This is a genomic window from Clostridium brassicae (assembly GCF_026738875.1).
Lineage (GTDB): Bacteria > Bacillota > Clostridia > Clostridiales > Clostridiaceae > Clostridium_H > Clostridium_H brassicae.
The window spans coordinates 130,652-152,213 of the sequence record NZ_JAPQFJ010000008.1; the positions used below are offsets into that span (position 1 = coordinate 130,652).

Here is a 21,562-nt window from a genome sequence, read left to right on the forward strand (position 1 = left end):
GAGGTGATCTGTTTGGATATGGATATACAAGATATTGATTTAAAACAACTTATTGAGAGAGAAACTGGAGAAAGATTTAATAGACAAGGGTACATAAAGTGCCCTTTTCATTTAGAAAAGACGCCTTCTTTAAGTGTAAAGTTCAATCCAGACACAAATAAGGATTTCTTTAAATGTTTTGGATGTGGCGAATGTGGAGATGCTATCGACTTTATAATGAAATATAAAAATTTAGGCTATAAAGAAGCTAGAAAATATTTAGGACTTGAAGTTGAATATACAGAGGCTGAGCTCCAAGAAGAAAAAATAAAAAAATATATAGATTGGGAACTAGACAAGTTTAGGCAAGTCCAAGAACTTTTAGGAATATTTAAATTTGTAAATGATAAAAATGAGATAGTTTATTTCAAGGCAAAATTTAAACTACCAGATGGTAAAAAACAATTATCTTATTATCATTTAGAAGGTGACAAGGTTATTGCTAAAAGGGGAACAGATGAAGTTCCTTATAATCTATACAATGCCTTACAAGCAATAGGGAATAATTATGTATTAGTAGTTGTTGAAGGTGAAAAAGATGCCAATACAATTAATTCTATATTTAAGAATAAAGATTATGTAGCAACTAGTTTAAAAAATTGTAAAAACTTAGATGTTTTAACAAAAACTCATCCTGAAAAAGTTTTTGTACTTGGAGATACAGGACAAGCTGGAGAGAAATATAAGTGGGAAATTTATAATAATTTTAATCAAAATTGTAGAGATTTTAGATTTGTTAATCTTCCAGGCATAAGAAGCATGGGGGATAACAAAGATGTTACAGATTGGATTGAAGTTGGCCATACAAAAAAAGATTTATTAAATGCCTTTGATCGATCTTTAAACATTAAATCAAAATTTGAACTACAGCAAAATAAATATGGAATCTATAAAACAATAATAAAAGAAAAAGGAGATGATATAGAAGAACGTAATAAATATCTTACTAATTTTATAATAGTAGATGCAGCTAGAATAAAAATAATTGACGAGGATAAAGAAGGGGTAAAATTAATTCTAAAATCACCTACTGGAGCAATAATAGAGAAATCGGGACTAAGTACTGTTTTTGATGATACTAAAACATTTAAGAATTTTTTAGGGACTTTAGACTTAGCATTTAAAGGTCGAGCAGATGATTTAACAGAATTGAAAGAATGGATAAACAAATATTTTGCATTAGAGACCCAGGAGCTCCACTCAGGAGTTAAATTTACAGATAGAAATGGAAAACTTACCTTCATAGAAAATAACGGAGCTATTAACAAAGAAAAAATAGATTTCAATATAAAAAGTGATGGTCGAAATAATGCAAATGTTTTAGATGTTGAACATATAACCAAAGAAGAGCTTAAAGAATTAAAAAAACATATATTTAAATTTTCGGCTTCTGAAAAATCCCTAAGTATAATTGGAACAGCAATAAATAATTTAACAGTATATCAAGCTCAACAGCTAAAACAAAAGTTTCATCATTTGTTGATTGTTGGAGAATCAGGGAGTGGTAAATCTACAATATTAGAGAATGTTATTGCTCCGATATTCAATTATCCTAAAAGTGATATTAGGTCCATAGGACTTATTACTACATTTGCACTTATAAAAACTTTAGCAGACGGAAATTATCCAGTACTATTCGATGAGTTCAAACCCTCTTCTTTGGATAGATATAAAGTATTAAGTTTATCAGAAACTTTAAGAAATTTATATGATAGAGCAACAATCAGTAAAGGTAATAAGAGTTTAAAGACTAGAGATTTTACTTTAACTAGACCACTAATAATGGCAGGTGAAGAAAGTTATCCTAACCAAGAAAAAGCATTGATAGAGCGTTCATGTATAGTCTATTTAGCAAGGAAAGAAAGAACAGGGAAAAGTACAAAATCGATGAAATGGATAATAGAAAATGAGGATATTTTGAGAAAATTTGGGAGGAGCTTAATAGAAATTGTTTTGGGTTTAACTTCTGGAAATTATAAAAACATAAGAAATGAAGCTGCAAAATATATTAAGGGATTAAATAACAGAGCATTAACTACAGCAATAAATATTTGTTCAGGAATTTCAATTTTCAATCTGTTATTAAACAAACATGACCTTAAAGAAATACCACATGGTTATGAAGATTTAATAGTAGAAAACATAAAAGAGGAAGTCCTTGATGGAGCTGGAGAAACTTATTCACTGGTTGAAAGAATGTTAATTCTTTATAACGACATGATTGAAGATGGCCGAGCCTTTGGAAATGAAAATGTAGTTAAATATAGAGGAGATGGAATATTTATAAAAACATCTGAAATGATTAACCAGATCCATGAGCATGTAAATCGTGTAGGAGCAGATTTGATTCCATTAAAGTTAAAAGATTTTAGGAAACAGGCACAAAAGGCCGGATATTTAGAGGGATTATCCAACAAGACCATAAAAATTAATAGTAAGACAGTTAGGTTTGATACTTACAACAGAGACATGCTCAGAGAATTAAAAGTTAATGCGATAATACCACCAGAGATTATGGATGTGACAGATGAGGACAATGTAATTCCATTTAATAATTAGAGGTTACAAAAAAATGAAAAATGTAACCACTTGTAACCTGTTTTGTAACCACTGAAAGTATTGATATTACTTACTTATATATATATAGGTTACAAAGTTACATTAATATAAATATAATCTACGTACATGAGAGAATTATAATGTTTTATAAATATATATTATATACACATATAGTTTTTACAAAAATGTAACCGTAACAAAAAACCTCTTAGCCTTAGAAAAATCAAAGGTTGAGGGGTTACAAATAGATGTAACCTAAAATGTAACCCAAAGGAGATAAAAACATGCCTAAGATAGATATATTAAGGGTTTATAAAGAACGTATAGAAGAAATAGAAAAACAGCAAAAACAACTAATTTTAAAGAAAAAATGGTCAAAATACTATGAAGTGAAGGCAGAAAAAAAGAAATTAGAGCAAATTTTAAGTGAAATTTAGGAGGTTTTTATGAAAATAATAGTTATGAAAGCTGAAAAAGATAGTTGGTACTCTAAAAAAATAGGAAAAGTTTTCTCTGTTATAGAAAAAAATGATAGTTTTTTCATAACTAAACATGGGTTTATAAAAATAGAAGATACACAAATAATAGAAAGTAGGTGATAATATGAACTTACATAAAAAAGTAGAAGGTATATTATACAATTATAAAAAAATGAAAGCAGAAATTGAAAGCATAAAAATTGAAATAAAAGATATTGAATCACAGTATGAAGGAGTCAGTGGTATAAGTTATGAAGAAAAAACAGGTCCTACAAATAAATTTAACTCAAGTGTAGAAAATGAAGTCACTGAGAAAGAATATATAATATCAAAACTAAAAAGAGAATTAAATAAAAAAGAATCAATAGTTAAAAAAGTGGACAATGCTATAAATAATGTTCTTAATGAAACAGAAAAAAAGGTTATAGAACTAAAATGTTTTGAAGGACTCCAGTACAAATATATTGAACAAAAACTAAGTATAAATAAAGACTATGCTTGTGAGCTTAAAAGGAAATCTATAGAAAAGATGATACCTTTAATATGTGTAAAAGAATACTACAAAGAAATAACTTAATAATAACTTTATAAAGACTTTGAAAATACTTAGCTTTAACTTAACACAAGTAAAGTAAGTATGTGATATTATATAAACAATGAAGAATCAATTAAGACATCTATTAAATAGGATAGGTGTCTTTTTTATGTGTATGTGTGTAGGAGGTGATTAGATGGCTTATGATGTATTGACAGTAAAACAAAGTGATATGGTTACTATGCTTATAGAGGGCGAGAATATAACGGATATAGCTAAGAAATTAAGTGTTACTAGAAATACTGTTTATAGTTGGATGAGTAAGGATAATGTTAAGGCTGAGCTTGACAGGCGTAAACGAGAGTTGGCTAACCAAGGAAATCAAATGATACTTAAAGACTTGACTACTTATATTGGAAATATAAAAGAATTAGCCAATGACAATAGTGATAAGCGTGTATGTTTGGCTGCTAACCAATACTTAATCAATAGAATTTATGGTAATCCTACTAATGTAGTGGAAGATAACGCTGAAAACAATAATAATAATGTAGACAACGATACACTACAAGCTGAAATAAATAAGTTTAAAGGTTTGAAAGCTGTAAAATAATAGTGTCTACAAATCATTTGATTTAATAGACATATAAAAACATTAGAAAACTAAAGGATAATATATCAAAACAAGCATAATTAACTTTAAAAAGTGTTTATGATATTTGAATATGATTTCGTAGACATATATAATTTAAGTGTAAGGAAAAGATACCCACTACCTTCTAAATAAGAAGGTTTTAAATTAAGTGTTTGTCGATTCCACATTTTCTATGAAATTTTAAAAAGTCAAGGAGTGCTTGTTATGATATTTGGATACATGAGAATTTCAACTAAAAAAGAAAGTCAAACTACTGATAGACAAAAGTTAACCCTTAAGAATTATGCTAAAGAAAACAGTTTTGAATTTGATGAAATAGTTGAAGAAAGAATCTCAGGAACTATTAAGGCTGAGAATAGAGAAGAATATTCTAATCTTAAAGATAAATTGAGAAAAGATGATGTATTAGTAATAACTGATTTAGATAGATTAGGAAGAAATGCTGATGATGTTATTATGGAACTTAAAAAGTTAAAGGCAAAAGGAATAAGAGTTGTTGCTCTTGACATGCCTTACATGAGTGATTGGAATAAAGCCAATGATAATAGTATTTATGAAATGGTTATTGATATTGTAATTACAATTAAAGCTCATATGGCTCAACAAGAAAGAGAAAAAACAGTTTCTAGAATAAATCAAGGGCTTGCAGTTGCTAAAGCTAACGGTACGAAATTAGGTAGACCAAAAGCAGAATTGCCAGATAATTTTAAAAAAGAATATGAAAATTTTGAGGCTGGGAAATATGGCAAAATGACTGCTGCTGGATTTGCTAAAATGTTGGGTATTGGGAGAAGTACATTTTATAAATATGTGAAAATTTATAATGAGGAAAATTCATAATAAAGTGAGGTGAGTACATGCAAGGAGAACAACTGAATAGATATTTGCTTTTTAAATATTTAACTGAAACTTTTGTTGCTGCTGGAGCTGATATTAATGAAGCTGAAAATAAGGCTCAAGAATTAATGTTAAGTAAATCCTCAAATCTATTTGGTTATCATGGTTTGGCTTGGGAGCTTGGAAAAGTTAATTTGGAATTTTTCTGTATGTACTTTCTTCAAGATACATTTTTCCCAAAAGAAAACAATACTGCTGCTCCTATAGCGGAGGTACATAAAGAGATATGGCATGATATTCAAGAAAGTGTTATCGGTGATGGAACGGACCAAATAGGAAGGATACTTCCAAGAGGAACAGGGAAATCTGCTTTTGGTACATTTGCAACATCTATATGGGCACATTGTTATAATCATAAAAAATATACTCTTATTTGCTCTGATATAGGTTCTACAGCAGAAAAGTTTATTGGAGATATAAGAAATACTTTATTAGAGAATGAATATGTTAAAAATGCTTTTGGAGTTATCTTAAATGATAAAGATAAAAGGTATAAATGTAATAGTACTCAATTAGAATTTACGAATAAAACTTTTATAGAAGCTATTTCTTCAGCTTCCCCCATGAGAGGTAGAAAATATGATAACTGTAGACCTGATTTGATCGTTTTAGATGATTATCAAAGTGAAGATGATACTAGAACTGAACAGGCCAGGGAAAATAAATGGAAAAGATATAGTGATGATGTTAAGTATGCAGCACAAAAAGCAGTTGTTAGAAATGGTAAAGTAATAAAGAAAGGAACAACTTTTATTGCTCTTGGAACATTGCAGCATAAAGAATGTTTCTATAGCAGGTTGAAAAATTTACCTACATGGAAATTTAAGCATAAAAAGGGTGTCTTGATTGATGATATAGACGAGTATTTTAACACTGGTTTATGGAAGCAATTCAAAGACATCCTTTTTGATTTCAAAAATGATAGTAGATTAGAAGATGCTAAAGAATTTTATTGGAATCATCAAGGAAAAATGAAGTTTAATATGCTTTGGAATGAATTTTGGGATTGTTTGGATATGGCTCTTAGTTATTATGAAAATCCATCATCTTTTAAGCAAGAAGTTCAAGGGGATGTTAATGCAATCGGTGAAAAGTGGTTTAAAGGAGTACGTACTGAAAAACGTGCTGAAATTGAAACTCATATTTTTGTAAAGACAATGCTTTGTATGGACCCCGCTTCTGGTGGAGGAAAACAAAACGACTATAGCGCCTTTTTAGTTGGTTCATTAGCAGATAATAACCTTAAATATTGTAGACTTGCGGAACTTGCAAAAATTAACGCCAGAACTGATTTTGATAAGTATGTAGATCATGCAATTGAATTATTGAAAAAATATCCAGATATAACACATCTTTATATTGAAAAGAATACATTCAACGGAGCTGATGCTTTTAGTATTGAAAATAAAATTAAAGATGATCCAATATTAAGGAATAGAAATATAACTATAATTAATGAGCATCAAAAGAAAAATAAAGATGATAAAATAAGTACTTTAATACCTTATATAAATAAAGGTCAAATTATTTTCGCTGAAGAGGATGAAGAATTTATAAACCAAATTTTAGATTTTAGAAGCCAAAAATTTAGTGTACATGATGATGCTCCAGATATAACTGCTGAATTTTCTATAAGAGTTGAAAATATACAAGTAGTTAATAAAATAAAGCTATTAGATAAGAAATCATTTGGATTGTAGAAGGTGAGAATTTGAATTTAAGCGATTTAGTGAAGAAATTATTTAGAAAAGAAATAGGGTTAGACTTAAAAAACCCTGAACATTTAAATTTAGTTAAAAAGGCTTATGGTAGCTACTATATTTTCAAAAATATTTATGACAAAATGTATAGGTACTACAAAGGTGATACAGATGCAATAAGAAAATACTTATTTGTTACTGAAAGATCTAATTTAAAAATAAGTGCTAATTATATTAAAAAATTTATTAAGGAAGAAGTCGCTTATACGCTTGGAAATGATATAACTTATGAGTCTAGAAATAATGATTCTAATATTATAAAGGATATTGAGTATTATACAGCACATTGGGATGAGTTGCATGATACTGATTTAATGAAATATTTGCTTATTTTTACTCAAGTGTATGAGTTATATTATATAGATGATAATGCTGACTTTTGCAGTAAAATTATAAAACCTACTGATGGTTATGCCTATATGGATAATGCTTCAGGTAAGGTTTTATTTTTTATACATTCTTTTAAAAATGACTTTGAAACTACAAATAGTTATATCGATGTTTATACAGCTGATAAAATATATCATTTTGACAATAAATTTAATCAAATAGCATTACCAACGAACAATATTTTTGGAGAAGTACCTGTTACTATAGGAAAGTTAACAGAAGAGGGAACAGATGATAGTTTATATAAAGATATTAAGGGACTTCAGGATGCTTTTGAAACTAATCTTAGTGATGTTGGAAATGAAATAAGTGATTTTAGAAATGCTTATTTATTATTTAAGAATGCACAAGTTGATGAAAAAGACATACCAAATATGAAAAAATTAGGTGTTATTCAATTTCCGCAGAGTGGTGGAGATGCCGCATGGTTGATTAAAGATATAAATGATACATTTATTCAAAATACTCTAGATAGATATGAGGATACAATGTATCAATTAGCTTGTCATATAAATCATAATGAAAAATTACAAAGTAATTTAAGTGGAGTAACATTACAATCTAGATTAATAGTGCTAGGGAATAAATGTAATTTAGAGATTAAATCTCATAAGAACATCGTAAAAAATAGACTTAGATTTTTATTTAAATATTTAGATTTAAAGAAAAATAAGTTTTATGATTATAAAGATATTAAAGCTCTTTATACACCAAATATTCCTTCAGATGATTTAGCAACTGCTCAAATGCTTTCACAGGTTCCAGAAGGAACTATATCCAAAGATACTGCAAGAAGCTTATTCAGTTTTGTAAATAATAAAGTTGCTGAAGCAGAAAAAGTTAAAAAAGAATTAGAGGAAGAAATTGACTTAGGAAATGGTTATGATGATATATCTAGAGTTGGAGTTGAATAATGAAAAGTAAGGCTTATTGGAAAAAAAGAGCTGAAAATATCTCAGATTATGAATTTCAAAAGGTTGATAATTATAAATTGAAGATGGAAAGAGAATATAGACAAACTTTCAAAAGTATTCAGGATGATGTCGAAAATTTTTATAGAAAGTTTGCAAAAAATAATGAGATATCATTAATAGAAGCTAAAAAATTATTAAATTCAAATGAATTAAGAGAGTTTAAAATGGATTTAAGGGAGTTTACTAAAAAAGCTAAAGACAATAAGAATCTACAGTGGGAAAAAGAACTTAATAATGTATCTTACAAGGTTAGAGTAACACGGTTACAAGCCCTACAAACACAGATAAGAAATCAAATAGAGAGTTTGTATACAAAACAGCAAAATAATACCACAGGCCTTTTAAGTGAAATACATGAAGATAATTATTATAGAAATATCTTTGAAATGTACAAAGGAGTGGGTATTAATATTAATTTTGTAAAACTAGACACTAATACAATAAGTAAGGCAATTAGAGAACCTTGGTATAAAGGGAATTACAGTAGTAGAATATGGAATAATAAAGAAATATTAATTAAGGAATTGCAAGCTAATCTTCTTAAAGCTTTTACGCTTGGAATTAGTATAGACAAAACATCTAAAATAATAGCTAATAAAATGAACGTAGGAATTGGCAGAGCTAGAAGACTAGTTAATACAGAGAGTGCCTACATAGCTAGTAAAGCCACTTTTGATAGTTATAGTAAAAGTGGAGTTGTTAAACAATATGAAATACTTGCTACGTTAGACTTGCGTACTAGTAAAATATGTAGGTTCATGGATGGAAAAATATTTAAAGTGGATGAAAAAGAAATAGGAATTAATGCTCCACCATTTCATCCTAATTGTAGAACCACTACTATTGCATATTTCCCAGATGCAGTAGACGAAGAAAGAATCGCTAGAGATCCTGTGACAAGTAAGAATAAATATGTACCTGGTAATATGAAATACGAAGATTGGTACAAAGAAAATGTTACTAATAATCGTAAAGCATTTGTAGAAGAAAAGAAAATACAAAATAAATCTAGTGATAAGCAGCAGTTTTGGAAATATAAAGAGGTTTTAGAAAAAGAAATGCCTACATCTTTTGATAAATTCCAAGAATTCAAGTATAATAATGTTAATGAATGGGATACAATGAAGGATTATTATAAATCTAGAGTTGAAGGAGATATTTCAGCATTTTCAACTTTGGGAGATTATAAGTTGTGTAAGAATAAGATACAAAATAATTTAATAGGAATAACAACTCCTAATGGAGTTAAGATTGAAAGTTACTCAAAACATTTTATTGATAGAGTATTAGGCACAAGCAATGATCCTAAGACTAATGCACCAAGAGATGGAGTAGAAGTTGAAGGTATTAAAAATGCATTAGAAAAACCATTAAAAATAAAAGAAGAACCTAGAAAAGAAAGTCATAAGATTATAGGAGAAAAAGTAACAGTTTCTATTAATCCAAAGACAGGTAATTTAATCCAATGTAATCCTACAGATAGTGATTTAGTAAGGAGGTTAAAGGGTGTATAGAATAGAATTGAATAACTCATTGTTTGATTATTTAATTAAAGTATTGGATGATAAGAAGCTAAAAAATAAAATTTTAGGAAATAAATATAGACAACATAGTATTACTTATTTTGATTTAGATATAGATACTAAATTAGATTTAATGGAATATGTAGAAGATAAACAAGTAGAAATTGGTTTTATAAATGAAAATTATTTAAATGAAGATGGACGTAATCTTCAAGCAATTTATGATGAAATCTATAGGCAAACAAATTAATTAAGCACTTACTAAGTAAAAATAGTAAGTGCTTTTATTATGTCTAAAAGTGAGGTTTTTCAAATGATTTATATGAAGATTATTTTTCTAATCTTAGCACACATTTTCGCTGTATATAAAATGAATAAAGCTATGAAAGAAAAGGGAAAAGGCAACACGTTAAATGCTATTTATGAGCTAATATGGGTTTTAATTATGTTTATTATTATCTGATTTGAAAGCGAGGTGATGTTAAATGAATATACCAAATAAAGTTAAGATTGGTGGAGTCACTTATAGTGTTATTGAATACAATAATCCATCAGAAGAAGGTCCTCAAGTAGATGGGCAAATATTATATCATAAACAAGAAATAAGACTTAAAAATGATATGTCTGAAGAATATAAAAAGAATATCTTTTTGCATGAAGTTATTCATGGGCTGTTTGAATATATTGGTTTTGAACAAGATGAAGCAATTGTCATTAGATTAAGCAATGCACTTCATGGATTTATAAAAGATAATCCAGATATATTTACTAAAGATGCAACTATTTCTAATAAATTAACTACTTCAGTAAACATAGATGCTGGTGAAATAATTAAAAAAATTGAAAACTACATGCGGGGAGAATTGATTAGAGATGTTAAAGGCGTTTACGAATAGGAGGAGTTAGAATGAATTATATTTGTATTGTGTGTGATGGTAAAGAAGTTTGTATTGCTTCAAAAGATACAGAAGAATCGATACAAGAGTTTATTGTGAATAATCATAGCGTAAGAAACACACTTATTGAAGATAACTCATATGAAAAACCAAGAATGATATTTATAGATCCTGCTAAAGTTTCACTTATTATGGATATTACAAAAGAAGTTAATCGTATGAATGAAAGAAAAATTAAGTCTTAGAAATAAGGCTTTTTTATTTTACCCTAAAGTATAGCTCAAACTGCTTTAAACGTCTTATATGCTTATATAAGTGTGCGAAGGTGTAATCAAAATTTTAAGGATGTCCTAAGGCCCACAAAGAGGTTTAGGGGATAGGAGGAAATATGTTAAAGAAAGATTTGTTAGAAAAAATTAAAGATGCGAAAGATGATGAGGATATAAATTCTTTATTAGCTGGAACTGATGTTGAGGAAGAATTTAAAACTTCTGGTTTAACTTTAGACGCGGTAAAGAACAAAATTAAAACTGATAAGGATTTTAAGGCTTTTTTAGAAAGTGAAAACGACAAACACTTTGATAAAGCATTAGATACTTGGAAGAAAAACAACTTAGAAAAGGAGCTAGAACCATTCATCAAAGAAAAATATCCTGATTTAGTTACTGATCCTACTCAAAAGAAATTGTTAGAATTAGAAAAACAATTAGAAGCTGAAAGAGCTGCTAATGCTAGAAAAGATTTATTAGCTGAAGCTATTAAATATGCTGCTGATAAAAAGTTACCATCTAGTATAGTTGAAAAATGCTTAGATGAGGACTTTGATAAAACTAAAGAAGTTATTGATTCAATAGCTGAAGATTGGTCTAAAGGTTTAGAATCACTTACTACAGAAAAAATGAAATCTAATAGTTATATACCAGGTAAAGGTTCTGATGGAAAACCAATATCAATAGGTGCAGCAATAGCAGCACAAGCAAATGGAAATAAAGTAGAAGGTGCTCCTAATCCATGGGGCAATGATAAATAAGGAGGGAATATTATGTATTTTAAAAGAGAAATTTATAATTCAGATATGGAGATTTTAGTAACTCCATCTAATTTAGTAACTTTTAGTGGCACAGTATTGGCATCTGGAGCAACTGTAGACGAACGTGGTAGGAAATATGTATTAGCTGGTAGCTTAATAGATGCTGATGGCAATGTGGTTAAGCAAACTGGAGCCAGTGGTTCAGAAACATTAACTACTACTCCTGTAGGTGTTCTTTATAAGACTGTGGATGTAACTAATGGAGATATGCCATGTAGTTTAGTGGTAGAAGGATATTTAAGAGTTGATAGGGTTTTAAATGGATTTGCAAATAAAGCTATAACAGCAATTAAAACAGCTTTACCAAATATAAAATTTAGATAGGAGATGTTATACATGCCAAGAATAGAAGAAGTTTTTAATACTAAAGAATTAATTAATTATTTTAAGGAAAGAACAGCTAAGCCAATGCTAGGTGAAGCTTTATTCCCAGAAAGAAAGATTCAAGATATTGAATTTGATATGATCTTAGGTGCTGGAGGATTGCCTGTAAGTGCTTCGGTTCATGCTCTAGATACAAAAACTCAATTAGCTTCTAGACAAGCTATTGAGAAGGGAGCTGCTGAGCTTGCTTTAATTAAGAGGCAAATTAAGCTTACTGAAAAAGATATAATTAAAGTTCAAAATCCACGTACTGATGCAGAGTTAGCTTTTGTACTGGGGCAACTTTATAATGATTCTGAAAAAATGGTTGAATCAGTTAAAGTAAGAGTTGAAGCTATGAGGATGGAGGTTCTTTCTTCAGGTAAGCTTAAAATTGAAGAGAATGGTGTCAAGGTAACTTTAGATTATGGTGTACCTGATGAAAATAAAAAATCATTTGATTGGAGTGATACCGCTAAGTCTAAACCACTTGATGATTTAGATACTTTAGCTACTGCAATAGAAACTTCAAGTGGTGCTAGGCCAACGAGAGCTTTGACATCGAGAAAGATTATGAAGGCTATATGCAATAATACAAGTGTAAGAAAGGCTGTTTTTGGAGTAAATTCAGATAAAGTTGTTACTTTAGCACAACTTAACGATTTGTTATCTCAAATGGATTTGCCACAAATAGCAGTATATGAAGGAAAATATAAAATAGAAACTTCTACAGGTTTTGATACTAAGAGATATTTCCCTGATAATGTTATAAGTATGTTTGGGGATGAAACTTTAGGTGAAACTATATACGGTTTAACTGCTGAAGAAATAAAACTTATAGGGGATGGTAAAATGGATATGGCTTCGATGGTAGGTAATATATTTGTGGGAACTTACACATCCATAGATCCAGTAGGAGAATATACTAAAGCGGCTGCTACTGCATTACCATCTATGCCACATGGCTTAGAGGTTGGAATTGGTACTATAACATTAGCTTAGTATTGGAGTTGAAATTATGGATTTAAATTCTGAAAATAAATTTACAGATGAAGAATATGAGGAAATCGCTTGTACATCTATAAGAAATTATTTAAACAAGGATATGTCTAATGATTATATTAAAAAGAATTATGGGTTAGCAGTTAAAAGAATGATTTGTAAAGCTAAAGAAACTCAAGAGGCTAAACCTACTGGAATAAAGTCTATTGTGGAGGGAGATACATCTATTAGCTATGATGATACAATAGATAATTTAATTGTTGATTGTGAAATTAAGGCATTGCTCCCTCAACCTTATATAAAAATGTATTAGGAGTTGGTGTGGTGATGCTAAGTAAAGCATTTAAACAAGCACGAAAAGCTATTGAAAGTTTATATGATTGTACTTGTAATATAAGTGGAGGTAAAGAAAAGATTAAAGATCCTAAAACTAAAGAAACTAAAATAGTACCAAAAATAAAATATGAAAATAAGCCTTGTAAAGTATCTAAACAAAGCTTAAGTAAAAATAATCAAACTGATACAGTTAATCAGATTGTTTATGAACTTAAGCTTTTTATATCTCCTGAGTTAGCAATAAATCAAGGTGATGAAATAGAAGTTACTAACCAATTTGGAATAATAACTAAGTATAAAGCTGGAGAAGGATTCTCCTATAATACACACCAAGAAGTTATATTAAGTAAAGAAGGTAAAGCTTAATGGCTAGGTTAGGAAGCTTTGATTACTCTGAGTTTAGGAATATGGCTAAAAATTTCCAGAAAGCTTTAGATGAAAGAGTAATTGAAAGATGGATAAAAGAATTTTTACTTGAAATGGCTTTTAGAGCTGAAAGAAAGATTAAAAAAAGAACTCCAGTAGATAGTGGGCATTTAAGACGTAACTGGCAAGTAGGAAGTATAGAGAAACATGGAGATAGCTATGTAATAGAGATATTTAACAATGTTGAATATGCTTCATATGTCAATAATGGACATAGAACACGAAACCACGAAGAATGGGTTGAAGGGCGCTTTATGGTTGAAATATCTATGAATGAAATAGAAAGAGAGCTCCCACGATTTTTAGAACGAAAACAAGTAGAGTTGTTGAATCAAATACTGAATGGTAGGTGATAAGGGTGGAAGAGTTAAAAAAAGAAATTAATGATTTAAAGAAAAGAGTGACTGAGCTTGAAGGAAAAGTCCAGCCAGTACAAAATGTTATTACTTTAACTCCACAGGTTTCAATAAGTTCCAATCAAACATAACCAGTAGACATTGAGAAAATTATTTCTCAGATTGAATCATATTTATCAAAAGAACTTGAAAATATACAGGGCGTATACACTTAAGCTATATAAAGGATGTGATAATATGAAGTTCTTTGGAATTGATTTTGGAATACAATATATAATTTTTGAAACTGATGGAAAGCAACATATAATAAGTTTTAAGACTGATTTGATTGGAAATATTAAGGATATAGAATATGCAGAAGGCGAAAAAGGTTCTATGGGTGGCGGAGAAAAAGAAATAAAAGTTATTTCCACCCGACCTAATATTTTTGGAAGAATACGTTATCTGATGGAAATAATAATTAGAAAAGCAAAGAGAAAATTGAGGTATTAATTATCGCTAATATAATCAATATCATATTCTGTTAATATAACATTAAATAAGAAGGTGATAATATAGCTACTATAAATGATTTAAGAATAGGAATTAATAATGTTTTAGATAAAGAATTTCCTAACATAACTATATACAATGAAAAGATAGAACAAGACTTTGAGGAGCCTTGTTTTTTTGTTAAGATTTTGAGTTCAGAACAGGATAAAGAATTAAATATTAGATATAAAAAGAATGTATTCTTTGATATTCATTATTTTTCAGACAAGGAAGATATTAATTCAGATTGTTTAAACATGGCTGATAAGTTCTATGACCTGCTTGAATATGTACAGGTAAATGACAATTTATATAGAGCTACTAACATGACACATGAGGTTATAGATGGGGTTCTACATTTCTTCCTACAATTTAACTATAAAGTTATTAAGGAAATTGAAAAAGCTCCTAAAATGAATAAATTGAAACAGGAGGTGTATTTAAATGCTAGATAAAGAACAAGAAGTTAAATTTACTAAAGAACAAATAGTATCTTCTAAGCAATTTACAGTTATAGAAAAAGACATATTAAAAGCATTACTAGAAGATAAGGACTATAGTTTGAAAGAAGTTAAAAAAATTATAGTTGATTTTAATAAGAAAGAGGTGAAATAGATGGCAGGAGGAACATGGACCAAAGAAAATAAGATTAGACCAGGTGCTTATATAAATTTTGGATCCAAGAAAAATGAGCAAACACCAATAGGAGAACGAGGTATTGCTACAATGCCTTTAGTGTTGCCATGGGGACCTGAAAAAGAAGTTATTACTATACAGGCAGATGATGATTTATCTAAGACTTTAGGCATTAATATAGCTGATGAAAGTGCATTACTTATTAGAGAAGTCTTTAAAAAGGCAAAGACATTACTATTGTATAGATTAAACGAAGGTACTAGGGCTACTGCTACATTAGATACTTTGACTTGCAATGCTAAATATAGTGGAACTAAAGGGAATGGTATTACCCTAGTAATTCAAAACAATATTGATAATATAGGAAGTTTTGAAGTTATAACTATGTTTGAAGGAAATAAAGTAGATAAGCAATTAGTTAAGAACATTGAAGAATTAAAACCTAACAATTATGTTGAGTTTAAAGGTACTGGAGAATTAAAAGCTACTGCAGGTCTTACTCTTAAGGGTGGTGAAGATGGAACTGTTACTAATCAAAGTTACACCGATTACCTAGCTACAATTGAGCCCTATGAGTTTCATACCATAGGTATTCCAACGAAGGACCTTAGCATAAAAACAGTTGCGACCACATTTATTAAAAGATTAAAAGAAGAAGGTAGACAAGTTCAATTAGTATTAGAAAATTATCCAGAAGCAGATAGTGAAAATGTTATTAGCGTTAAAAATGGTGTTATTTTAAATGATGGCACAATAATAAAATCTGATAAGGCGGTCGCATTTGTAACTGGAGCTACAGCAGGAGCAAGTGTGAATCAATCAAACACATATTTAGAATATCCTGGTGCTATTGATGTAGATGTTAAATATACAGATAGGGAAATACAAGAAGCTCTATTAAATGGAGAAATAGTATTTACTATTAGCAATAGAAGAGTAGTTATAGAACAGGATATTAACACATTTAAAAGTTTTACTAAAGATAAAGGGAAAGATTATAGAAAGAATAGAGTTATTAGGACACTTTTTGAAGTGAACAATGGAAGTAGGCTACTCTGGGAAGTCAATTATATTGGCAAAGGTGACAATAGTGAAGATGGCAGAAATTTATTTAAGAAAGATGTAATTAAGTTCTTAGAGGGGTTACAAGGAATTGGGGCTTTAGAAAATGTAGTTCCCGAAGATGTTGAGATTAGAAAAGGGAATGATAAAGATTCTGTATTAGCAAGAGTAGGTGTACAACCTATAGATGCTATGGAAAAACTTTATATGGATGTGGAGGTGGAATAGTATATGTCTTTTTTAAAGTTTAAAGATACGATAAGTGGACAAGAAGGGAGAGCATACGCGACAATAAATGGTCGAAATGAAGAATTATTTTATGCTAAAAAAATCGAGTCAAAGGTTGAAAAAGAAAAAAGTGAGGGCAAAACTTTAGGTAAAAGAGGAACACAAAGTAAAGCAAAAGGATATAAGGGAACAGGTACATTAACAATTTATTATGTAACTTCTTTATTTAGAGAAATGATGATTAAATACATGAAAGAGGGTATAGATACTTATTTTGATCTTACTGTAGTAAATGAGGATCCTACAAGTACTATCGGAAAACAAACAATAGTACTTAAAGACTGTAACTTAGATGAGTGTCCAATGGCATTACTTGATGTGGATTCAGATTCATTAGAAGAAGACATACCATTCACATACGATGATGTGGATCTATTAGATAAATTTAATAAACCAGTATTGGGATAAAATGAAAGGAGAATAATATAATGAATAATTTTGAAGATTTTTTAATGGATAGCTTTGAGGAAGTGGAAGAAATAGAAAGAGAGATAGTAATGGGCGGAAGGAAAAGAAAGATGAAGTTTAAGCCTATAAACGCTGACAAAGGGGACGAACTTAGAAAGAAATGTAAAAAGGTAACATTAGTTAAGGGTCAGAAAATGATTGAAACTGACCAAGACAAGTTTATAGCTAATCAGATAATAGAGACTACAACATATCCTGATTTAAAAAATGCAGAACTACAAAAGGCTTGGGGAGTAATGGGAGCAGAGGAGCTTTTAAGTGCAATGAAGTCAAGAATGACTGATGGTGAGTATGCAGACTGGTCAAGTACTGTTATAGAAATAAACGGATATGATAAAGGTATACAGGAGCTAGTAGAAGAAGCAAAAAACTAATAAAGGAGGGTGACGGTGAAGCTAATTACGCTCACTATGCCCTCCACAGATTAAAAATCAGACCAGGAGTATTAGCTGGAAAATCTCCATTAGCCCCAATAGATAGGAGAGAAAAAGCTTTTATATATGCGAGCATAGATTTGCATATAGAGAATGAAAAGAAACAAATGGATAAAGCTAAAAGAAAAAGATAACATTGAATTGAAATCCAATATTTGTTACTATTTAATTAACTAAATGGTAGCAAATATTGGGGGTATACAAAATGGGATTATTTTTTAAAAATAAAGAAAATTGTTGTATTTGTGGTAATGAAGAAGGGAAAAAGAAAATAGCTAACGGATTTATTTGTAAAGATTGTTTACATTTATGTAGTATTCCTTTCCAAGTAAAAATAAATAAAAATATGACAAAAGAAGTGATATTAAATGAAATAGAGGATAATAAAAACAATAAAAAATTGTTAAGTCAGTTTACAGCAACAAAAAAAATAAAGCCATATATAGAATTTGATAAACAGAATAAATTATGGCTTATACCTGATGGAGTTTTAGGTAAAAAACTCAATCCTAAAGTATATAAATTTGAAGATATTTTAGAATTTGAGCTTTTAGAAGATGGTGAAAGTATAACAAAAGGTGGACTTGGAAGAGCAGTTGCTGGCGGTGTGTTATTGGGAGGAGTTGGGGCAGTAGTTGGTGGAGTAACTGGCAAAAAGAAGACTAAATCTATAATTAACAGTTTAAGAATTAAAATAACTGTTAATTATACTAGTAATCCAGCTATTTATGTAGAATTGATAAAAACGAAAACAAAATCAAACTCAACTTTATATAAGATAGCATACTCTCAAGCTCAAGAAATTCTTTCAATGTTGTCAGTAATAACTAAAAATGAGAAAGTGAAATTACATAAACAAGAAGACACTATATCTGTAGCAGATGAAATTAGAAAGTTAAGTAAGTTAGTAGAAGATGGATTATTAACGCAAGAAGAATTTGCTAATGAGAAAAATAAAATATTAAATAAATAGAATTAAGCACTTACTTATGTAGGTGCTTTTTATTATGCCTTGGAAGAGAGGTGAGGGCGTGACAACAGTATCAACTAGTTTGCAAATGTTTGACCAAATGACAAGACCTTTGCAACAGGTTACGAATGCATTAAATCTAACAATAAGAGCAATGAATGATATGAATGCGGCGGGCAATAGAGACATACGATTAACTAATAGCTTAAATGCTGCTCAGACAGCTACACAAAGAGCTGCTGCTGAATTACAAAGATTATCAACTGCGCAGAACAGTGCAACAAATAGTCAAAATCAGCTAAATAATGCATTTAATAGAGGTTCAAATGAGTCTAATGTGTTAATAGGTAAAGTAAAGGGACTTGTAGGTGCTTATTTAGGATTCCAAGCTGTTAAGAAAGGAATAGATTTAACTATAGGTGGCGCTGCCAGACTAGAACAGCAACTTATTGTTATAAGTGGTATGTTGGGAAATAAGGATGTAGGGCGAGCTTTTTTTGAAGAATTAAATAAATATGCTAATATAAGTGTTTATGGATTAAAAGAATTTAATGCTATAACAAGGTCATTTATACAATTTACCAAAAATACAGATAGTCTTATGAAACTAAATAAAACTGCTGAAAAATTAGCTTTCTTAGATCCAACTCAAGGATTAGAAGGTGCAGGATTTGCACTTAAAGAAGCCATGAGTGGAGATTTTATGTCTTTACGAAGCAGATTTGGATTTGGTAAGGTTGATGCAGAAATTCTTAAAGCTTCTAAAAGTATGGATGAATTCATAAATAAGTTTAATAAATTGCTTGCTAAAAAAGGTGCAACTGATAAAGCCCTCCAGGAATTTAACCAATCAGCAGTAGCACAAATGAATAACTTTAAGTCTAATGTAGAAACTGCATTTTCACAAGCTGCCAATAGTGGGTTAGAAATAGTAAAACCATTGCTTGCTAAAATAAACCAGGGATTTAAAAACGGAAGTTTTAATACCTTTTTTGGAGGTATAGGGGCAGGATTAAGCCTGATTGTTGGTCTAACGATGAATGTTATAGATGGATTCCAATGGATTGGAAATGTAGTAGAAAGCAATTGGAGTATAATTAGTCCTATTATTTGGGGGATTATAGGGTCCTTAATAGTTTATAACGCAACAATGGGAATTGCCTGGTTAACAACCATAAAAGATGTCACCGCTAAAATTATGCATACTATTGCTTCATGGTCACAAACTGCAGCAGTAATTGCTTTAACATTAGCCCAAGAAGGTTTAAACGCAGCCTTAGCGATATGTCCCATTACTTGGATTATTATTGCAATAATTATATTAATAGCTTTATTTTATGCGGCCGTAGCAGCAGTAAACCATTTTGCAGGGACAAGTGTAAGTGCCACAGGCTTAATTTGTGGAGCATTTATGGCAGGGCTTGCTTTTATAGGTAACTTATTTGTAGCACTTGGCAACTTAATATTAGATATTGTGGCTCTAGCTTATAATACATTTGCAAATTTTGCAGAGTTTTTAGCTAATGTATTTGTGGATCCTATAGGGTCGATAGTTAGATTATTTGCAGGAATGGCAGATACAGTTTTAGAAATTTTGCAAGGGATAGCATCTGCGATAGATACTATCTTTGGTTCGAATTTGGCGAATGCAGTAAATGGATGGAGAGGCAGCTTACAGGGTGCGGTGGACAATTTAGTTGGGGAGCCTAAAATAAAAATTCAACGAATCGACGCTGCTGCACAACATTTCGATAGATTTGAATATGGGAAAGCCTATAATTCAGGTTATAAAGTTGGGAAAAATATTGAAGAAAAATTCGATATAAATAAGATATTTAATAATATTAAAAAGCCCACAGCTTCAAAGATGCCCGATTTAGCAGCTTGGAATAAAGCACAAGGTCCAGGGGAACTTACAATGCCTGGAGAAAAAGATAAAAAAAATAAAAATAAAGGGTTAAAGAATGCAAATAAGCATTTGAAAAATATAGATGATAAAATAGATATTTCTAACGAACATTTAGAAATGATGCGAGATCTTGCAGAAATGGAAAGTGTACAAAACTTTGTAACTTTAACTCCAACAGTACAAGTTACAACTGGAGATATTAAAGAAGAAGCTGACATAAATAAAATAATAACTAAAATAGAAACTTACATGAAAAATGAATTAGTTAATAGTGCAGAGGGGGTATATAATTAATGGCTTATAAAATATATTTAGGAATTAATGATGGTGAAGAGGGATTTACCCTTCCTGTACTACCAGAAAAAATCGAATTTAATGAAGATGGAGACAACAAAACATATGACATTATTAATTTAGGAGAGATAAATATAATCAATAAACCTAAGTTGATGGAAATAAGTTTTGAAAGTTTCTTTCCTAAACATAAAGGACCTTATGTAAGCTCGGAGAAGTTATTCTCTCCGAGTTTTTATATTAATAAAATTAGGGAATGGAGAGAAAAACAAAAAAAGATAAGATTTATATTTGTAGGAAGTCCGCTTGAGGTTAATGACTTATTTACAATAGAAAATTTTAAACCTTATGAGGAAGGTGGAGAGGTTGGGGATATACACTATTCTATAGAACTTAAGAGATATAAAAATTATGCTGCTAAAAAAGTAGTTATAGCAACACAGAAAACTGTTTTAGCTAATCAGTCTCAAGTTAAAAAGAAAAGTGTGATAGCAAGTTCTAAGCCTACAAGACCTAATACTAAAAGTTATCCTAAAACACACACAGTTAGCGGCAATGATACATTGTGGCACATTGCTAAAAGGTATTTAGGAAATGGAGCTAGATGGAAAGAAATTTATAATTTGAATAAAGATAAGATTAAGAATCCTAACTTAATATATACAGGACAAGTTTTAAGGCTTCCGTAGA

The 21,562-nt window shown here is 29.8% G+C and carries 28 protein-coding genes; all 28 read left to right on the forward strand.

The window, feature by feature from the left end; all coding sequences use genetic code 11:
- Window positions 1-18: 18 nt before the first annotated feature.
- Window positions 19-2,598: a CHC2 zinc finger domain-containing protein gene (locus OW729_RS09545; RefSeq protein WP_268061325.1), complete on the forward strand. Its 2,580-nt coding sequence runs from the start codon at window positions 19-21 to the stop codon at window positions 2,596-2,598.
- Between the two features lie 284 nt (window positions 2,599-2,882).
- Window positions 2,883-3,035 (forward strand): hypothetical protein, encoded by a 153-nt coding sequence (locus tag OW729_RS09550; RefSeq protein WP_268061262.1) that lies wholly within the window; start codon window positions 2,883-2,885, stop codon window positions 3,033-3,035.
- A 9-nt stretch (window positions 3,036-3,044) separates the two neighbouring features.
- Entirely contained in the window at window positions 3,045-3,197 is a 153-nt protein-coding gene (locus tag OW729_RS09555) for a hypothetical protein (protein ID WP_268061263.1), read from the forward strand.
- A 4-nt stretch (window positions 3,198-3,201) separates the two neighbouring features.
- Window positions 3,202-3,654 (forward strand): siderophore-interacting protein, encoded by a 453-nt coding sequence (locus OW729_RS09560; RefSeq protein ID WP_268061264.1) that lies wholly within the window; start codon window positions 3,202-3,204, stop codon window positions 3,652-3,654.
- 154 nt (window positions 3,655-3,808) lie between these two features.
- Entirely contained in the window at window positions 3,809-4,225 is a 417-nt protein-coding gene (locus tag OW729_RS09565) for a helix-turn-helix domain-containing protein (protein ID WP_268061265.1), read from the forward strand.
- Between the two features lie 246 nt (window positions 4,226-4,471).
- Complete coding sequence (locus OW729_RS09570; protein ID WP_268061266.1) at window positions 4,472-5,107, forward strand: recombinase family protein; 636 nt, start codon at window positions 4,472-4,474, stop codon at window positions 5,105-5,107.
- 17 nt (window positions 5,108-5,124) lie between these two features.
- Window positions 5,125-6,864, forward strand: coding sequence for a hypothetical protein (locus OW729_RS09575; protein ID WP_268061267.1), 1,740 nt, complete (start codon window positions 5,125-5,127; stop codon window positions 6,862-6,864).
- A gap of 11 nt (window positions 6,865-6,875) precedes the next feature.
- Window positions 6,876-8,228: a phage portal protein gene (locus tag OW729_RS09580; protein ID WP_268061268.1), complete on the forward strand. Its 1,353-nt coding sequence runs from the start codon at window positions 6,876-6,878 to the stop codon at window positions 8,226-8,228.
- On the forward strand, window positions 8,228-9,802 hold the full coding sequence (locus OW729_RS09585; protein ID WP_268061269.1) for a minor capsid protein: 1,575 nt from the start codon (window positions 8,228-8,230) through the stop codon (window positions 9,800-9,802). Before OW729_RS09580 ends, OW729_RS09585 begins: the two co-directional genes overlap by 1 nt.
- The gene (locus OW729_RS09590) at window positions 9,795-10,061 is read left to right on the forward strand and encodes a hypothetical protein (RefSeq protein ID WP_268061270.1); all 267 of its coding nucleotides are present in this window, start codon (window positions 9,795-9,797) and stop codon (window positions 10,059-10,061) included. The genes OW729_RS09585 and OW729_RS09590 overlap by 8 nt, the downstream gene beginning before the upstream one ends.
- Before the next feature lie 235 nt (window positions 10,062-10,296).
- Complete coding sequence (locus OW729_RS09595; RefSeq protein ID WP_268061271.1) at window positions 10,297-10,707, forward strand: hypothetical protein; 411 nt, start codon at window positions 10,297-10,299, stop codon at window positions 10,705-10,707.
- An 11-nt stretch (window positions 10,708-10,718) separates the two neighbouring features.
- A complete protein-coding gene (locus OW729_RS09600) occupies window positions 10,719-10,952 on the forward strand; it encodes a hypothetical protein (RefSeq protein WP_268061272.1) in 234 nt (77 codons plus the stop codon).
- Window positions 10,953-11,095: 143 nt separating this feature from the next.
- A complete protein-coding gene (locus tag OW729_RS09605) occupies window positions 11,096-11,737 on the forward strand; it encodes a DUF4355 domain-containing protein (protein ID WP_268061273.1) in 642 nt (213 codons plus the stop codon).
- A 12-nt stretch (window positions 11,738-11,749) separates the two neighbouring features.
- A complete protein-coding gene (locus tag OW729_RS09610; protein WP_268061274.1) occupies window positions 11,750-12,121 on the forward strand; it encodes a hypothetical protein in 372 nt (123 codons plus the stop codon).
- A 12-nt stretch (window positions 12,122-12,133) separates the two neighbouring features.
- Window positions 12,134-13,162, forward strand: coding sequence for a major capsid protein (locus tag OW729_RS09615; protein WP_268061275.1), 1,029 nt, complete (start codon window positions 12,134-12,136; stop codon window positions 13,160-13,162).
- 16 nt (window positions 13,163-13,178) lie between these two features.
- Window positions 13,179-13,475: a hypothetical protein gene (locus tag OW729_RS09620; protein ID WP_268061276.1), complete on the forward strand. Its 297-nt coding sequence runs from the start codon at window positions 13,179-13,181 to the stop codon at window positions 13,473-13,475.
- Window positions 13,476-13,489: 14 nt separating this feature from the next.
- Window positions 13,490-13,864: a hypothetical protein gene (locus OW729_RS09625; protein WP_268061326.1), complete on the forward strand. Its 375-nt coding sequence runs from the start codon at window positions 13,490-13,492 to the stop codon at window positions 13,862-13,864.
- The gene (locus tag OW729_RS09630) at window positions 13,864-14,277 is read left to right on the forward strand and encodes an HK97 gp10 family phage protein (RefSeq protein ID WP_268061277.1); all 414 of its coding nucleotides are present in this window, start codon (window positions 13,864-13,866) and stop codon (window positions 14,275-14,277) included. Before OW729_RS09625 ends, OW729_RS09630 begins: the two co-directional genes overlap by 1 nt.
- A 5-nt stretch (window positions 14,278-14,282) precedes the next feature.
- The gene (locus OW729_RS09635; protein ID WP_268061278.1) at window positions 14,283-14,411 is read left to right on the forward strand and encodes a hypothetical protein; all 129 of its coding nucleotides are present in this window, start codon (window positions 14,283-14,285) and stop codon (window positions 14,409-14,411) included.
- Between the two features lie 106 nt (window positions 14,412-14,517).
- Entirely contained in the window at window positions 14,518-14,772 is a 255-nt protein-coding gene (locus OW729_RS09640; RefSeq protein ID WP_268061279.1) for a hypothetical protein, read from the forward strand.
- A gap of 62 nt (window positions 14,773-14,834) precedes the next feature.
- The gene (locus OW729_RS09645; protein ID WP_407647659.1) at window positions 14,835-15,266 is read left to right on the forward strand and encodes a phage tail terminator family protein; all 432 of its coding nucleotides are present in this window, start codon (window positions 14,835-14,837) and stop codon (window positions 15,264-15,266) included.
- The gene (locus tag OW729_RS09650; protein ID WP_268061281.1) at window positions 15,256-15,426 is read left to right on the forward strand and encodes a hypothetical protein; all 171 of its coding nucleotides are present in this window, start codon (window positions 15,256-15,258) and stop codon (window positions 15,424-15,426) included. Before OW729_RS09645 ends, OW729_RS09650 begins: the two co-directional genes overlap by 11 nt.
- The gene (locus tag OW729_RS09655) at window positions 15,427-16,737 is read left to right on the forward strand and encodes a phage tail sheath family protein (protein ID WP_268061282.1); all 1,311 of its coding nucleotides are present in this window, start codon (window positions 15,427-15,429) and stop codon (window positions 16,735-16,737) included. It abuts the gene before it with no gap.
- 3 nt (window positions 16,738-16,740) lie between these two features.
- Entirely contained in the window at window positions 16,741-17,205 is a 465-nt protein-coding gene (locus OW729_RS09660; protein WP_268061283.1) for a phage tail tube protein, read from the forward strand.
- Window positions 17,206-17,225: 20 nt separating this feature from the next.
- Window positions 17,226-17,639, forward strand: coding sequence for a phage tail assembly chaperone (locus OW729_RS09665; RefSeq protein ID WP_268061284.1), 414 nt, complete (start codon window positions 17,226-17,228; stop codon window positions 17,637-17,639).
- Window positions 17,640-17,904: 265 nt separating this feature from the next.
- Entirely contained in the window at window positions 17,905-18,672 is a 768-nt protein-coding gene (locus OW729_RS09670) for an SHOCT domain-containing protein (RefSeq protein WP_268061285.1), read from the forward strand.
- A gap of 58 nt (window positions 18,673-18,730) precedes the next feature.
- Window positions 18,731-20,872: a hypothetical protein gene (locus OW729_RS09675; RefSeq protein WP_407647660.1), complete on the forward strand. Its 2,142-nt coding sequence runs from the start codon at window positions 18,731-18,733 to the stop codon at window positions 20,870-20,872.
- Entirely contained in the window at window positions 20,872-21,561 is a 690-nt protein-coding gene (locus tag OW729_RS09680) for a LysM peptidoglycan-binding domain-containing protein (RefSeq protein ID WP_268061287.1), read from the forward strand. The genes OW729_RS09675 and OW729_RS09680 overlap by 1 nt, the downstream gene beginning before the upstream one ends.
- The last annotated feature ends 1 nt before the right edge of the window (window position 21,562 follow it).

Excerpts from the sequence above, each read along its gene's own strand:
- OW729_RS09650 (WP_268061281.1), top strand. The coding sequence starts at position 15,256 with ATGCTAGATAAAGAACAAGAAGTTAAATTTACTAAAGAACAAATAGTA.
- OW729_RS09545 (WP_268061325.1), top strand. The coding sequence starts at position 19 with ATGGATATACAAGATATTGATTTAAAACAACTTATTGAGAGAGAAACT.
- OW729_RS09615 (WP_268061275.1), top strand. The coding sequence starts at position 12,134 with ATGCCAAGAATAGAAGAAGTTTTTAATACTAAAGAATTAATTAATTAT.
- OW729_RS09575 (WP_268061267.1), top strand. The coding sequence starts at position 5,125 with ATGCAAGGAGAACAACTGAATAGATATTTGCTTTTTAAATATTTAACT.
- OW729_RS09555 (WP_268061263.1), top strand. The coding sequence starts at position 3,045 with ATGAAAATAATAGTTATGAAAGCTGAAAAAGATAGTTGGTACTCTAAA.
- OW729_RS09665 (WP_268061284.1), top strand. The coding sequence starts at position 17,226 with ATGAATAATTTTGAAGATTTTTTAATGGATAGCTTTGAGGAAGTGGAA.
- OW729_RS09585 (WP_268061269.1), top strand. The coding sequence starts at position 8,228 with ATGAAAAGTAAGGCTTATTGGAAAAAAAGAGCTGAAAATATCTCAGAT.
- OW729_RS09625 (WP_268061326.1), top strand. The coding sequence starts at position 13,490 with ATGCTAAGTAAAGCATTTAAACAAGCACGAAAAGCTATTGAAAGTTTA.
- OW729_RS09595 (WP_268061271.1), top strand. The coding sequence starts at position 10,297 with ATGAATATACCAAATAAAGTTAAGATTGGTGGAGTCACTTATAGTGTT.
- OW729_RS09605 (WP_268061273.1), top strand. The coding sequence starts at position 11,096 with ATGTTAAAGAAAGATTTGTTAGAAAAAATTAAAGATGCGAAAGATGAT.
- OW729_RS09600 (WP_268061272.1), top strand. The coding sequence starts at position 10,719 with ATGAATTATATTTGTATTGTGTGTGATGGTAAAGAAGTTTGTATTGCT.
- OW729_RS09610 (WP_268061274.1), top strand. The coding sequence starts at position 11,750 with ATGTATTTTAAAAGAGAAATTTATAATTCAGATATGGAGATTTTAGTA.
- OW729_RS09640 (WP_268061279.1), top strand. The coding sequence starts at position 14,518 with ATGAAGTTCTTTGGAATTGATTTTGGAATACAATATATAATTTTTGAA.
- OW729_RS09560 (WP_268061264.1), top strand. The coding sequence starts at position 3,202 with ATGAACTTACATAAAAAAGTAGAAGGTATATTATACAATTATAAAAAA.
- OW729_RS09570 (WP_268061266.1), top strand. The coding sequence starts at position 4,472 with ATGATATTTGGATACATGAGAATTTCAACTAAAAAAGAAAGTCAAACT.
- OW729_RS09565 (WP_268061265.1), top strand. The coding sequence starts at position 3,809 with ATGGCTTATGATGTATTGACAGTAAAACAAAGTGATATGGTTACTATG.
- OW729_RS09670 (WP_268061285.1), top strand. The coding sequence starts at position 17,905 with ATGGGATTATTTTTTAAAAATAAAGAAAATTGTTGTATTTGTGGTAAT.
- OW729_RS09680 (WP_268061287.1), top strand. The coding sequence starts at position 20,872 with ATGGCTTATAAAATATATTTAGGAATTAATGATGGTGAAGAGGGATTT.
- OW729_RS09630 (WP_268061277.1), top strand. The coding sequence starts at position 13,864 with ATGGCTAGGTTAGGAAGCTTTGATTACTCTGAGTTTAGGAATATGGCT.
- OW729_RS09620 (WP_268061276.1), top strand. The coding sequence starts at position 13,179 with ATGGATTTAAATTCTGAAAATAAATTTACAGATGAAGAATATGAGGAA.
- OW729_RS09660 (WP_268061283.1), top strand. The coding sequence starts at position 16,741 with ATGTCTTTTTTAAAGTTTAAAGATACGATAAGTGGACAAGAAGGGAGA.
- OW729_RS09655 (WP_268061282.1), top strand. The coding sequence starts at position 15,427 with ATGGCAGGAGGAACATGGACCAAAGAAAATAAGATTAGACCAGGTGCT.
- OW729_RS09550 (WP_268061262.1), top strand. The coding sequence starts at position 2,883 with ATGCCTAAGATAGATATATTAAGGGTTTATAAAGAACGTATAGAAGAA.